Source organism: Micromonospora fiedleri (assembly GCF_016774385.1).
GTDB classification, from domain to species: Bacteria; Actinomycetota; Actinomycetes; order Mycobacteriales; family Micromonosporaceae; genus Micromonospora; species Micromonospora gifhornensis.
Genome location: NZ_JAETXL010000006.1, coordinates 509,565 through 522,798, shown reverse-complemented (window position 1 = coordinate 522,798; position 13,234 = coordinate 509,565). Strand labels below are relative to the sequence as shown.

The following is a 13,234-nucleotide window of genomic DNA, read 5'->3' as shown; positions in this document are numbered from 1 at the left end:
GCTCGTGCCGGATATCCCGGTCGCCGTGTCGGGCGCGACCGGGATATCCGGCTGCCTCCGGCACGGCGGCACTCGGGCGTCTTCCAGGGTGCTCTATGCGTCCCGGCCTCGTGACGCACGCCGCGCGGCTGCCCGAAACTCGGAGCATGACGCTCACCTATCTGGGCAACAGCCCTTACTGCGCAGCGAACTCGCTGTCGATTCTCTTCGGCGACGAGGGTCCCGGTCCGGCGGTGCTGGAGATCGCCGGCGGCTCGCCGTTCGGCCTCGCCATCCACGGCGACGACATCATCTACTTCTCCTCGCCGGCCTGGCGGCCCGAGTTCGGCATCGACAACGCGATGGAGCTGGCCGGCTGGGAGTGCGACCGGATCCACGGCTCGCCGACCGACGCGGTGGCGGTGCTCCGCCAGGCCACCTGGGACAAGCCGGTGCTGGCCGGCCCGGTGGAGATGGGCCTGCTGCCCTACGTGCCGGGCCTGGGCCAGGCTGTCGGTGCCGACCACAACATCGTGGTCATCGGTGTCGAGGGCGACACCGTGCGGGCGCACGACGTGATCGGGTGGCCGTTCGTCACCGTCGGGGTGGATGCGCTGTTGAAAACCTGGGAAGGCAACACCTTCGCGTACGAGGCCGACGCGTACGCGGTGCGGTTCAACTTCCGGCGGGTCCGCGAGGTCGACCGGGAGACGGTGCTGCGGGCGGCCATGCACACCGCGGTCGACCTGCTCTCCGCGCCGGGCATCCCGGAGGCGGCCGAGCGGGCGGCGCAACTGGTCGAGGGGGACCTGAAGTCGATGCAGTACAAGTACCTCGTCGAGTTCCAGGTGCAGGCGGGCGCGCGGCGGCTGGCCGACGCCGCGATGCTCTACCGTCGACTGGGCAGCCACGGCCCGGCCGAGATCCTGGAACGTCAGGCGCTGCTGGTGGGTTCGCTGCAACTCGACCTGATGACCCAGGAGTACGCCCGTGCGGCGGCGACCTTCCGGGCGCTCGGGCCCACCTACGCCGAGCTGCGGCAGGCCTTCGTCGAGGCGATCGACGACCAGCCCGGCCCGGCCACCTGAGTAACACCGGTCGGGGTCGACGATCCCGGCGTTTCCGTAGCGTGCCAAGGCGGCACTGATCAAGGAGTCAACATGTCGAACGGCGAGAAGATCATCGAAGCGAACGGGGTCGACCTGTGTGTGCAGACCTTCGGCAAGCCCGATGATCCGGCCATCCTGCTCATCCATGGTGCCTCGGCATCCATGCTCTGGTGGGAGGCGGAGCTCTGCGAGCGGCTCGCCGCCGCCGGTCGGTACGTGATCCGGTTCGACAACCGCGACACGGGGCACTCGACGAACTACCCGCCCGGCCGCCCGGAGTACTCGCTGCCCGACATGGCCACCGATGCCATCGGCATCCTGGACGCGCTCGGCGTCGACCGTGCCCACCTGGTGGGCCGGTCGATGGCCGGAGCGATCGCCCTGGTCGCCGCGGACCAGTACGCCGACCGGGTCGCCTCGCTGACCCTCGTCTCGACCACCACCGGCGACCACGACCTGCCGCCGATGTCGTCGGACTTCATCGAGTACACCAGCTCCGGCGGCCCGAACCCGGAGGACCGCGAGGCAGTTGTCGAGTTCATCGTCGGCCTCCAGCAGCGCTACTCCGGCCCGTCGGTCTACTTCGACGAGGGCTCCGCCCGCGCCCTCGCCGAGGCCGACGTCGACCGCACCGACAACGTGGCGGCGTGCCTGGTGAACCACTTCGTCATCGACACCGGCAGCCGCATCGACTTCGGCAGCGTCGCCAAGCCGACCCTGGTCGTGCACGGCGAGCTGGACCCGATCTTCCCCGTCGAGCACGGCCAGGCCCTGCAGAAGGCGATCCCCGGGGCGAACCTGCTGGTGCTGGAGAAGGCCGGCCACGAGGTGCCGCCGCAGACCTGGGACGTGTTCGTCGCGGCGCTCGTGGAGCACACCGCCGGCTGACCGGCGTCACCAGCAGCGCGGGCCCCGGGAAATCTCCCGGGGCCCGTCGCCGTCACCCCGTGCGTAGCAGCGCAATCCGGAAGTGGATCCGGCCCGTCCGACGGCGGGATGCTGAGGCCCGATCCGGCACGCACGGAAGGAGCATCACGTGACACGCCCACTTGGACGGAACTTTCTGCTCTTCAGCGGGCTGCTCCTGCTGGCCGGGAGCATGCTGCAGATGAACGGCGGCCGGCGGCATCCGGCCATCACCGAGGAGATGGGCACGTTCGGCAGCGACGAGTTCATGCTGTCGTTCGCGAAGCTGATGGTGAACGAGAAGGACTGGCAGCTCTACCACGAGCAGATGCTCGCCGGGCCGCTGCTGTGGGCCATCGGGTGCTGGGCGGTCATCCTGCTGGCCCGACAGGTCGGCGACAGCCGCTGGACCCCGATGGGTTTCATCGCGCTGGCGATGGGCGCGGTGCTGTGGGTGCTGACCTACATGTACGACGGCTGGGTGTCACCCGAGACCGCCAAGGCACTGCTCGCCGCCCAGGGCGACGAGACACTGGCGGCGGCGATCACCCAGACCTACGCGTCGGGGCAGTGGTTCACCATCCGGGTCGGCATCTACTCCTGGCTGCTTGTCGCCTTCGGCACGGCCCTGCTCTCGATCGGCGTGATCAACCTCGCCCGAAGCTACTCGCGCGGCATCGGCAAACCGCTGGCCTGGTTCCTCGGCGGGTTCGGCCTCTTCCTCGGCCTCTGGTCGCTGGTCGGCTGGCTCAGCGGAAACTACTACCCCGGACCGATGGTGAGTCTCTGGTGGCTGCCGGCCAACATCGCCACGCAGTTCTGGTTCACCGGCCTGTCCATCCTGGTCCTGCTGCACGCCTTCGGTCTGCACCAGCGCGGTGACGCGACCCCGGTGTCGCCGGCACCGACCGAACAACCGGTCGCGAAGCGCGCGTGACGTCGATCCTCGCCGTCGCCAGCTATCTGCCACCGCGCAGCGTCGCGGTGGCAGATCACCTGGCGGAGCTCGGGATCGAGGTCGACGCAGGGCTGTACCAGCAGTACTACGGCTTCGGTCGGATCCGCCGGGACCCACCGGGCAACCTCGCGGAGCAACTGGTGGCGGCGGGGCGGCGGCTGGACCGCCTCGCCACCGACGCGCCGCGGGTGCGGTACCTGGTCCACGCCCCGACCATCCAGCACACCGCCCCCTATCCGCACACCCCGCTGTGGCAGGCACGCGCGGAACTGGGCCTGCACCAGGCGCTGCCCTTCACGCTGAGCCAGCACGCCTGTGCCTCGGCGCTGCTCGCGATCGACACCTGCGGTCGCCTGCTCGCCGCCGACGGCGACCCGGACGCCCTCGCGCTGCTGCTCACCGGGGAGAAGACCTTCACCGGCGTGGCCCAGTTCATCGTGGACTCCGCGGTGCTGGGCGAGGGGGTGGCGGCCGTCCTGATCGGTCCGGGCGGCGACCGCGACCGCGTGCTGTCGTACGCCACCCGCACGCTCGGGGAGTTCCACGAGGCGCCCGAGCTGAGCCCTCGGCTCCAGGAGGAGTTCCAGGGGCGCTACACCGAGGTGCTGGCCGAGGTCATCCTCGCCGCCACCCGGCAGGCCGGCCTGAGCATCGCCGACATCACCCTCGTCCTGCCGCACAACGTCAACCGGATCTCCTGGTGGCGGGTGCTGACCCGGGCGGGACTGCCGAAGAGCCGGCTCTTCCTGGACAACCAGGCCGAGCTGGGCCACTGCTTCGGCGCCGACCCCTTCCTCGGGTACCAGGCGGCGCTCGCCTCCGGCCGGCTGCGCCCGGGTGACCACTACGTGCTGACCGCAGCCGGGTTGGGGGCCACGCTGGCGGCGACGGTCGTCCGGCACTGACCAGGGAGGCCCCGGATGATCAGGACAGCACCGTGTACGTGACCGGGCCGCCGACGGCGGGACCCGGCGGCCCGGACGGCCGTTTCCCGCTGCCGCTGGCCGCGGTCGTCACCCGCTCGTACCCCCGGGGGCGGCCGTATCGCGCGCCGGGCGTACGGATCCTCACCGACCTGGGCGTCGCCCACGGGCTCACCGTCGACGTCGCCGACTACCGGGGACGCACCCGGAGCACCTACACCGAGATGGTCGCCGACCTGGCCGGCGAGCTCGCCTGCGCCGACCGGCCGATCGGGCTCGTGGTGCTGGCCCACGGCACGCCGGACGCCGAGACCCAGTGGCCGTCCTGCTGGCTCGCGGCGGCCTTGCCGGGGGAGCCGCTGAGCTTCGCGGTGGCCGACCACGGGATCGTCACCCCGTTCCTGGCGCTGCGGGTGGCCGCGGCGTACGTCGGGTCGCACGACCTGTCCCGGGCGGCGGTGGTGATCCTGGAACAGACGGCGCTGTTACGCGATCCGGCCGCCGGCGAGGCGCCGGAACCGACCGAGAACCGCGCCACCGCGTTGATCTTCGACCGGGCCGGGGAGCTGGGCGAGCTGCGGGTGCAGCTGCGCACCGGGGTCTGCACCGAATCCGCCACCGGGCTGGTCCGGGCGCGACTGGCCAACGGTGACCGCGGCGAGGCGCTGGTGGTCGGTGGCGCGCTGGCGCGGGGCGTACCGGTGTCGGCCGCCGGGGCGGGCAGGGCCGTGGCCGCCCCGGCCGGGCTGCCGTGCACCGGACCGTGGACTGCCTTCGCCGCCGGGGTGGCCGGCTGGCGCCGCGCCGCCGTCGACCGGGTCCGCCTGATCGATCACGAGCCTCGGCTCGACACGGTGGGCGAGTGTGTCGTCGACCTGGCCCGGCCGCAACAGGTTCGGCACGCATAGACAAGCGCATGTTCGAAGAGGACCCGGATATCCGGCCGTTGCCACCATGTCGGTCAGCCCACTCATGTGAGGAGAAGGGTGTGACGATCACTCCCAACAAGCTCGCCCAGCCCACCATCCCGGGCCGGGCCACCGCAGCGGAACTGGCCGACCTGGACCGCCGCCACCTGATCCGCTCCATGCCCAACGGCGCCGTCACCGAGCGCGTCGTCATCGTCCGCGGCGAAGGCTGCACGGTGTGGGACGCCGACGACAACGAGCTGCTCGACGCCGCGGGCGGCGGTGTCTGGCACTCACCGATCGGCCACGGCCGACGGGACATGGCCGAGATCGCCGCCGCGCAGATGTCCCGGATCGAGTTCTTCACCAGCCTGTACGAGTTCAGCAACGACCAGGCGATCCGGCTCGCCGCCCGGCTGGCCCAGCTGGCGCCCGAGGGCATCGAACGGGTCGCCTTCAGCAGCGGCGGCTCGGAGGCGGTGGAGACCGCCATCAAGGCGGCTCGGCTGTACCACCACCGGCAGGGCGAGCCCGACCGCACCTGGATCCTGGCCCGGCACTACGCCTTCCACGGCGCCACCTACGGCAGCGGTACGGCGACCGGTTTCCCGCCCATGCAGTTCGGTGTCGGGCCGAACCTGCCGCACGTGGAGAAGCTGTCGCCGCCCTACCTCTACCGGGCCGACCAGCTCTACCCGGATCAGGACCCGACCGACTTCCTGATCGCCGAGCTGGAGGAGACCATCGCCCGGATCGGCGCCGGCAACATCGCCGCGATGCTCGGTGAGCCGGTGATGGCGGGTGCGGGTGTGCTGGCGCCGCCGGCCGACTACTGGCCGCGGGTGCGCGAGGTGCTGAGCCGGCACGGCATCCTGCTCATCGCCGACGAGGTGGTCACCGCCCCCGGCCGGCTGGGTGAGTGGTTCATGTCGGACAAGCTCGGCATGCAGCCCGACATGATCACCATGGCCAAGGGGATCGCTGGCGGTTACGCGCCGCTCGGGGCCACCCTGATGCGCGACGAGATCGCCGACGCGCTGCTGCGCGACGGTGGCTTCTTCCACGGCTACACGTTCCAGGGCCACCCGGTGGCGTGCGCGCTGGGCCTGGCCACGCTGGACATCATCGAGCGGGAGGACCTGCTGGGCAACGCCCGTCGCATCGCCGGCTGGCTGCGTTCCGGGCTGGCCCCGGCGGTGGACCTGCCGGTCGTCGGTGACCTGCGGGTGGAGGGCACGCTGGCGGCGCTGGAGCTGATCAGCGAGCCGGTGCACCGTACGCCGATGGGCTGGGACCAGGTCATCGCGGTCGCCTTCGAGGTCCGCCGGGCGCACGGTGTGATCGTCCGGCCGTACGGCTCCAACCTCGTCCTGGCCCCGCCCCTGGTGCTCACGGAGGCGGAGGCCCGACGGGCGACCGCCGCCACGGTGGAGGTCCTGCGTCGGCTGCACCCCGACGGCACGCTCGCCCCGTGCTGACGCACTCGCACCCACCGACTCGACCGATGGAGGACGCCGTGACCCTGGCCACCGCACCCACGCATGCGGAACTGGTCCGCCGCACCGCTGAACTCGTTCCCCTGCTGCGTCAGCACGCGCCGTGGGCCGAGGAGCATCGCCGGCTGCACGAGGAGACAATCGAGGCGATGGCCGCCGCCGGGCTGTACCGGATGCGGGTGCCGGCCCGCTACGGCGGCTTCGAGTCGAGCGCCGAGACGCTTGTGGAGGTGGCGGCCGAACTGGCGCGCGGCGACGGCGCGGCCTCCTGGACCGCCTCGGTCTGGTGGATTCCCACCTGGATGGTAGGCCTGTTCCCCGACGAGGTGCAGGACGAGGTGTTCGCCACCCCGGACGTGCGGATCTGCGGGACGTTGAGCCCGAGCGGGATGGCCGCACCCACCGACGGGGGCCTCACGCTCAACGGCCGGTGGCAGTTCATCAGTGGCGCCTGGCACAGCCACTGGCAGGAGATCATCGCGATGTCGCCGACACCGGACGGCGGCATGCAGCCGCTGATGATGCTGGTGCCGATGTCCGACCTGCAGATCGTCGACGACTGGCACACCTCGGGCATGCGCGGCTCGGGCAGTGTGACCACCGTGGCCCAGGACGTCTTCGTGCCCCAGCACCGGGTGATGCCGCTGGGCGCGATCCTGCAGGGCCAGTACGCCTCGAAGGCCAACGCGGACTCGCCGATGTTCCGGGCGCCGCTGCTCGGCGTCGCCAACGCCTCCTCGGTCGGCACCGTGATCGGTCTGGCCCGGGGCGCGATCGAGCTGTTCCTCGAACGGCTGCCCGGACGGAAGATCACCTACACCGGGTACGAGAGCCAGGCCGAGGCGCCGATCACCCACCTGCAGATCGCCGAAGCGGTGATGAAGAAGGACGAGGCCGAGTTCCACGGCCACCGCATCGCCACGTTCGTCAACGAGCGGGGGCGCACCGGCGAACCGTGGACGGTGCTGGACCGGGCCCGCTCCCGGGCCGACGTCGGCTCGGTGTGCCGCCTGGGCCGCGAGGTGGTCGACCTGCTCAACCAGGCCAGCGGCGGCTCCTCGATCTACCTCGACGTGCCGATCCAGCGGATGGCTCGGGACATGCACGCCGTCACCATGCACGCGCTGCACTATCCGCCCACCAACATGGAGCTGTACGGCAGGGTCCTGTGTGGACTGTCGCCGAACACGCTCTACATCTAGAGCTGGAGGACACCATGTACGACTATGTGGTGGTCGGTGCGGGCTCGGCCGGCTGCATCATCGCGGCCCGGCTGACCGAGGATCCCGACGTCACGGTCTGCCTCATCGAGGCGGGCCCCGAGGACTCGGCCCCCAACATCAAGGTGCCGGCCGCGTTCAGCAAACTCTTCCGCACCGAGTACGACTGGGACTACTCCACCCACGACGAGCCGGCCCTGGCCGGTCGCCGGGTGTACCTGCCGCGCGGACGCGGGCTCGGTGGCTCCAGCTCGATCAACGCGATGGTGTACGTCCGGGGCAACCGCATCGACTACGACGGCTGGGGCCAGCCGGGGTGGTCCTACGACGAACTGATGCCGTACTTCCTGCGCTCTGAGGACAACGAGCGCGGCGCGTCGCCGTACCACGGTGTCGGTGGCCCGTTGCGGATCTCCGACGGCCGGTCCCGCAACGTCAGCTGCGGCGCGTTCGTCGAAGCCGCCACCGAGGCGGGCTACGCCGCCAACGACGACTTCAACGGCCCGCAGCAGGAGGGCTTCGGCTTCTTCCAGGTCACCCAGCGCGACGGCCGCCGGTGGAGCACCGCCGACGCCTTCCTGCGGCCCGCGCTGGACCGGCCCAACCTGGTGGTCGAGACGAATCTCCAGGTGCACCGGGTGCTGATCTCCGACGGGCGGGCCACCGGGGTGACCGGGCGACGGCACGGCGCCGAGGTGACCATCGAGGCCGGACGCGAGGTGATCCTGGCCGCCGGGGCGTACAACTCGCCGCATCTGCTGATGCACTCCGGGATCGGGCCGGCCGACCTGCTGCGGGCGTTGGGCATCGAGGTCGTGCTCGACCAGCCGGAGGTCGGGCAGAACCTCCAGGACCACCTGCTGATTCCGCTGAACTACGTGCACTCCCAGCCGGTGAGCCTGCTGGTGTCGGGTGCGCCGGAGAACGTGCAGCTGTTCATGGAGCAGGGGCAGGGGCCGCTGTGCTCCAACGGCCCGGAGGCGGGCGGCTTCGTGCGTACCCGTGCCGACCTGCCCGGACCGGACGTGGAGTTCTTCGCCGCGCCGATCATGTTCGTGGACAGCGGCCTCGCGCCGCCCACCGCGCACGCGTTGTCCTGCGGGCCTGTGCTGCTCAACCCGGCGAGTCGGGGAGCGGTGACGCTGGCCTCGGACGACCCGACCGCGAAGCCCCGCATCCAGCACAACTACCTCACCGATCCGGCGGACGTGCAGACCGCGGTCGCGGCGGTCCGGATCGGCATGGAGATCGCCCGGCAACCGGCGATGCGGCCGTACGCCGAGTCGCTGGACCGGGCGCCGGCCTCGGAGTCGGACCGCGACCTGGCCGACTACGCCCGCCGGTACGCGCACTCCATCTTCCACGCCGCGGGCAGCTGTGCCCTGGGCCGGGTCGTCGACCCGGAACTGCGCGTGCTCGGCATCGACGGGCTGCGGGTGGCGGACGCCTCGGTGCTGCCGACGGTCACCCGGGGCAACCCGCACGCGTCGGTGATCATGGTGGGGGAGAAGGCGGCCGACCTGATCCGGGGCGGCGCCACGGTGCCGGTACCGGCGACGGCGGCGGCCGCCGGCTGAACCCGGTAGCCCAAACGTGAGCGGTCACCCCCCAGGGATGACCGCTCACGTCGTGGTGGGTAGGCCGCTCAGTCGACGCGGACCCGCGGCACGTACCGGATCCACCGGCCGCCACGGTCGCGGAACGCCTTCTCCTTCGCCATGATCTCTTCGGCGTGGTTCCAGGCGAACAGCAGCGCGTAGTCCGGCCGGGCCGCGTCGAACTCCGCCGGCGGCAGCACCGGAATGTGTGACCCGGGAACCAGCAGGCCCTGCTTGGCCGGGGTCGAGTCACAGGTGAACGGCAGCAGATCGGGACCGATGCCGCAGTACGTCGTCACGGTCGCGGTCTTGCCCGGCGCGCCGTAACCCACCACCGTGCGACCCTCGGCGCGCAGCCCGCGCAGCAGGTCCACCAGATCCTCGCGGATCTGCGCGACCGCGCGGGCGAACCGGGCGAGGGTGTCCCGCTCGATCAGCCCGCTGCTCTGCTCCCGGGCCAGCATGTCCGCCACGGCGGGCCGGATCGGACGCCGACCGGGCCGCGCCAGGGTGTAGCGGATCTCGCCGCCGTGCAGCGGGACGTCTTCGACGTCGACGAGTTCGAACCCGAAGGTACGCGCCATCGCCCGCACCGAGTGCGCGGTGAAGTAGTAGACGTGCTCGTCGTAGATCTGGTCGAAGGCCATGCCGTGCACGATGGTGCCCAGGTACGGCTCCACCATGACGAAGACGCCGTCCGGCGCCAGCAGGGTGTCCACGCCGCGGAACAGCGCGTCCTGGTAGGCGATGTGGCAGACGGTGTTGGCGCCGTAGATGACGTCGGCCCCGCGCCCGGTACGGATCTCGGCCGCGGTGACGTCGTCGAAGAAGCTGTTGCGGACGGTGACCCCCTTGGCCTCGGCCAGGGCCGCCACGGAGGCCGCCGGTTCGACACCCAGATGGCGTACGCCGGCCTGGGCGATGTGCTCCAGCAGCACCCCGTCGTTGCAGCCGATCTCCACCATGAACGGGTCCGGCCCGGTCAGCTCGGTCTCCAGCAGACGTCGGGCCTCCCCGGCGAAGAACTTGCGGTGCAGCGCGGACCCGGAGGCCAGGTAGCGGTACGCGGGGTGGTAGCGCACCTCCTGCGGCACGTCCTCCATGAGCTGCACCATCGTGCACGTGTCGCAGGCGCCGATCGCCAGGCGGAACAGGTATTCCTGCGGCGCCTCCTCGGGACTCAGGAACCGGTTGGCCGACGGCTGCCGGCCCAGGTCGAGGAGTTCTCCCACGGCGCCGCCGCAGATCCGGCATGAAGTCATGCGGGCAGCGTAGGGAGCCCTTCGGCGAGGGGCTTCTTCGACGTTGCGGAACGGCTCGGCTGCGCAAAACCGAAGATGTGACGCCGTGGCCCTCGCGTGAGGATGTCGCTACCACCGACGAGGGGACCTTATGATCAACATCTTTCAGCCGTCGCTGGGCGAGGCCGAACTCGCGGCGGTCGCCGAGGTCTTCGCGACCAACTGGATCGGCAAGGGTGCTCGCGTCGACGAGTTCGAGACGGCCTTCGCCCAGCACATCGGGGTGCCGCGCCCGTTGGTGACCTCCTTCAACTCCTGCACCGCGGCCACCTTCACCGCCGTCGAGCTGGCCGGGATCGGCCCGGGTGACGAGGTGATCATTCCGACGGTGTGCTTCGTCGGGGTGGCCAACGCGGTGGCGGCGGCCGGTGCCCGACCGGTCTTCTGCGACGTGGCCACGCGCACCCTCAACCCGTCGGTCGCCGACCTGGACGCCGTACGCACCGAGCGCACCCGGGCGGTGATCGTGCTGCACTACGGTGGCCACCCCGGCGACATCGTGGCGATCGCGGACTGGTGCCGGGACAACGGGATCCTGCTCATCGAGGACGCGGCGATCGCCGTCGCCTCCCGGGTGGACGGACGAGCCTGCGGCACCTTCGGTGACATGGCGGCGTGGAGCTTCGACCACGGCAAGATCGTGGTGACGGTGGACGGTGGGATGCTCTACGTGCGCGACCCCGAGCTGGCCGAGCGCGCCCCCACGCTCGCCTACCTCGGCCTCGAACAGTCCAGCGGCTACGACTCGGCGCTGCGGCAGCGCACCCGGTGGTGGGACTTCGAGGTCTCCTCGTTCTCCCGCCGGTCGGTGACCAACGACGTGCTCGCCGCCATCGGCGCCGTGCAGCTGCGCCGCCTGCCCGAGTTCATCGCCCGGCGACGAGAGATCGCGGCGCACTACGACGAGGCGCTGGCGGGCGTCGGTGCAGTGGCCTGCCCGCCGCCGCTGCCCACCGGACACGAGACGTCGTACTACATGTACTGGATCCAGTTCGACGGCGACATCCGCGACGAGATCGCCCGGGACCTCTACGAGGAGGGCATCTACACCTCCTTCCGGTATCCGCCGCTGCACCGGGTCAAGGCGTACGGATCGGACGCCCGGCTGCCGTGCGCCGAGGAGGCGGCCGAGCGGACCCTGCTGCTGCCGATCCACCAGGCGCTCACCGACGCCGAGGTCGAGCGGGTCGCCGAGACGGTACGCCGGCGCGTCCAGGTCCGGTCGGCCCGCTGATGCGCGTACGCGAACGCACCGGCCTACTCGACGTTCCCGGCGCCCGGCTGTACCACGAGGTCCGCGGCGAGGGTCCCGGCCTGGTGATCGTGCCCACCGGCAACGGTGACGCCACCCCCATGCGTCCGCTGGCGACCACCCTCGCCGACCGGGGATTCACTGTCGTCACCTACGACCGGCGCGGCTTCTCCCGCAGCCCCATCGACCTGCCGTTCGACGTCGATCGGCGGCCCGACGACGACGCCGACGACATCGGCCGGCTGATCGAGCACCTGGATCTGGCCGGGGCGCACGTCTTCGGCGGCAGCTCCGGTGCCATCGTGGCACTGGGTACCCTGGAGCGGGTGCCGGAGCAGGTCGGCACGGTCGTCGCGCACGAGCCACCGCTGGCCACCGCCCTGCCCGACGCCGAGGGATGGCTCGCCTTCTACACCGACCTGTACGACCGGTACCGCCGCGAGGGCGCCGCCGCGGCCCAACGACACTTCCGCGCCACCATGGGCATGACCGCGTCGACCCGGCCGCCGCCCGAGGTGGAACTGCCCGGACCACAGCTCGCCGAGCTGCTCGACCGGCTGCGCCGCAACCAGGACTTCTGGTTCGAGTACGAGATCCGCACCTATCCGTCGGTCGTCTGCGACCTGCGGGTGCTGCGGGCGAACGCGAGCCGGTTGGTGTTGGCCGGCGGCACAGACTCGCGGTCGACCTGGCCGTACCGTCCGGGCCTGGCGTTGGCGGAGCAGCTCGACGCGTCGATCACCCATTTCCCGGGTGGCCACGTCGGCTACGTGACCCACCCGTTCGCCTTCGCCGACCGGCTCGCGGAGGTCCTGGCTGGAGCACGCTGAGAGATGAGGCAGGAATCGGTCCTTCCTACGCTTGCCGTGGGCGTGTCCGGCAGGCAAGGAGGACCGTTATGGCCACGGCGTCCCCGGGTTCGACACCGCGCGAGGATCTCCTCCGGCCGGTGGGGGCGGCGAGGTGACGGCCCGCCCCGGCCGGCTGCGTGCTGCCCTGCTCACCGTGTTCGTCGCCGCAGCGCTCGCCGCGACCCCCGGTGTCGGGCTGGCCGCCGGTGACCTGACCGCCTCCGACCCGCCCGACGGTGCCGCGCTGGACGCGGCGCCGTCGGTGGTGACACTGACCTTCTCCCACCGGCCGGACGTGGACGAGTCACACGTGTCGGTGCGCAACGACGCAGGTCAGGACCGCACCGCCGGCGCCCTTGCCAGGGCCGACGGGAACAGCCTGCGGATGCCGGTGGCGCTGAAGCCGGGCGGCGACTACACCATCGCCTTCCACGTGGTCTTCGCCGACGGCAGCGACCTGACCGGCATCAGACGGTTCAGCGTCGGCACCGGGGCACCGCCCGCGCCGTTGAGCGCCGAGGTGGCCCAGCGGACCCGCGAGTCGGTGCAGCAGCGGCACGCCGGCCACGGCCCCGACTGGATCAGGTCGAGCATGCTGACGCTGAACGGGCTGGTCCTCGTCGGCGTGGTGGTGCTGCTCGTCGTGCGCCGCCCCAGGAAGACGACGACGGGGGCCCGCTGGGTGTTGCGTGAGCCCGAGGACGAGTCCGACACCCGCGGGTAGGGCCGGTCG

12 protein-coding genes are annotated in these 13,234 nt (G+C 71.4%); 11 read left to right on the top strand and 1 reads right to left on the bottom strand.

The annotated features are described in order from the left end of the window. Positions 1-146 precede the first annotated feature (146 nt). The 8 genes from JMF97_RS19470 to JMF97_RS19435 all read left to right on the top strand — a co-directional run bounded on the left by JMF97_RS19470 (position 147) and on the right by JMF97_RS19435 (position 9,076). Complete coding sequence (locus tag JMF97_RS19470) at positions 147-1,067, top strand: YobF C-terminal domain-containing protein (protein ID WP_203222822.1); 921 nt, start codon at positions 147-149, stop codon at positions 1,065-1,067. Between the two features lie 72 nt (positions 1,068-1,139). Next, a complete protein-coding gene (locus JMF97_RS19465; RefSeq protein WP_203222821.1) occupies positions 1,140-1,976 on the top strand; it encodes an alpha/beta fold hydrolase in 837 nt (278 codons plus the stop codon). 148 nt (positions 1,977-2,124) lie between these two features. Next, entirely contained in the window at positions 2,125-2,931 is an 807-nt protein-coding gene (locus tag JMF97_RS19460) for a hypothetical protein (protein ID WP_203222820.1), read from the top strand. After that, positions 2,928-3,857 carry a 3-oxoacyl-[acyl-carrier-protein] synthase III C-terminal domain-containing protein gene (locus JMF97_RS19455; RefSeq protein ID WP_203222819.1) on the top strand — a complete coding sequence of 310 codons (930 nt, stop codon included), beginning with the start codon at positions 2,928-2,930 and terminating at the stop codon, positions 3,855-3,857. The genes JMF97_RS19460 and JMF97_RS19455 overlap by 4 nt, the downstream gene beginning before the upstream one ends. A 32-nt stretch (positions 3,858-3,889) precedes the next feature. After that, positions 3,890-4,783, top strand: a complete 894-nt coding sequence (locus JMF97_RS19450; protein WP_203222818.1) for a hypothetical protein — start codon at positions 3,890-3,892, stop codon at positions 4,781-4,783. Between the two features lie 179 nt (positions 4,784-4,962). Next, positions 4,963-6,261: an aminotransferase family protein gene (locus tag JMF97_RS19445; RefSeq protein ID WP_238359726.1), complete on the top strand. Its 1,299-nt coding sequence runs from the start codon at positions 4,963-4,965 to the stop codon at positions 6,259-6,261. A gap of 26 nt (positions 6,262-6,287) precedes the next feature. Beyond that, positions 6,288-7,481, top strand: a complete 1,194-nt coding sequence (locus JMF97_RS19440; protein ID WP_203222816.1) for an acyl-CoA dehydrogenase family protein — start codon at positions 6,288-6,290, stop codon at positions 7,479-7,481. A gap of 14 nt (positions 7,482-7,495) precedes the next feature. Further along, positions 7,496-9,076, top strand: coding sequence for a GMC family oxidoreductase (locus JMF97_RS19435; protein WP_203222815.1), 1,581 nt, complete (start codon positions 7,496-7,498; stop codon positions 9,074-9,076). Between the two features lie 68 nt (positions 9,077-9,144). Here JMF97_RS19435 and JMF97_RS19430 read toward each other — a convergent pair whose 3' ends face one another. Further along, positions 9,145-10,359, bottom strand: a complete 1,215-nt coding sequence (locus JMF97_RS19430; protein WP_203222814.1) for a class I SAM-dependent methyltransferase — start codon at positions 10,357-10,359, stop codon at positions 9,145-9,147. A 130-nt stretch (positions 10,360-10,489) separates the two neighbouring features. Here JMF97_RS19430 and JMF97_RS19425 point away from each other — a divergent pair, with 130 nt between their 5' ends. The 3 genes from JMF97_RS19425 (at position 10,490) to JMF97_RS19415 (ending at position 13,225) form a co-directional block, all read left to right on the top strand. Further along, positions 10,490-11,632: a DegT/DnrJ/EryC1/StrS aminotransferase family protein gene (locus JMF97_RS19425; RefSeq protein WP_203222813.1), complete on the top strand. Its 1,143-nt coding sequence runs from the start codon at positions 10,490-10,492 to the stop codon at positions 11,630-11,632. Continuing rightward, positions 11,632-12,480: an alpha/beta fold hydrolase gene (locus tag JMF97_RS19420; protein WP_203222812.1), complete on the top strand. Its 849-nt coding sequence runs from the start codon at positions 11,632-11,634 to the stop codon at positions 12,478-12,480. Before JMF97_RS19425 ends, JMF97_RS19420 begins: the two co-directional genes overlap by 1 nt. A 133-nt stretch (positions 12,481-12,613) precedes the next feature. Further along, a complete protein-coding gene (locus tag JMF97_RS19415; protein ID WP_203222811.1) occupies positions 12,614-13,225 on the top strand; it encodes a copper resistance CopC family protein in 612 nt (203 codons plus the stop codon). Positions 13,226-13,234: the final 9 nt, after the last annotated feature.

Bases quoted from the DNA above. Each gene is read 5' to 3' on its own strand.
- JMF97_RS19440 (WP_203222816.1), top strand. From the start codon at position 6,288: ATGGAGGACGCCGTGACCCTGGCCACCGCACCCACGCATGCGGAACTG.
- JMF97_RS19430 (WP_203222814.1), bottom strand. From the start codon at position 10,359: ATGACTTCATGCCGGATCTGCGGCGGCGCCGTGGGAGAACTCCTCGAC.
- JMF97_RS19425 (WP_203222813.1), top strand. From the start codon at position 10,490: ATGATCAACATCTTTCAGCCGTCGCTGGGCGAGGCCGAACTCGCGGCG.
- JMF97_RS19435 (WP_203222815.1), top strand. From the start codon at position 7,496: ATGTACGACTATGTGGTGGTCGGTGCGGGCTCGGCCGGCTGCATCATC.
- JMF97_RS19420 (WP_203222812.1), top strand. From the start codon at position 11,632: ATGCGCGTACGCGAACGCACCGGCCTACTCGACGTTCCCGGCGCCCGG.
- JMF97_RS19465 (WP_203222821.1), top strand. From the start codon at position 1,140: ATGTCGAACGGCGAGAAGATCATCGAAGCGAACGGGGTCGACCTGTGT.
- JMF97_RS19445 (WP_238359726.1), top strand. From the start codon at position 4,963: ATGCCCAACGGCGCCGTCACCGAGCGCGTCGTCATCGTCCGCGGCGAA.
- JMF97_RS19470 (WP_203222822.1), top strand. From the start codon at position 147: ATGACGCTCACCTATCTGGGCAACAGCCCTTACTGCGCAGCGAACTCG.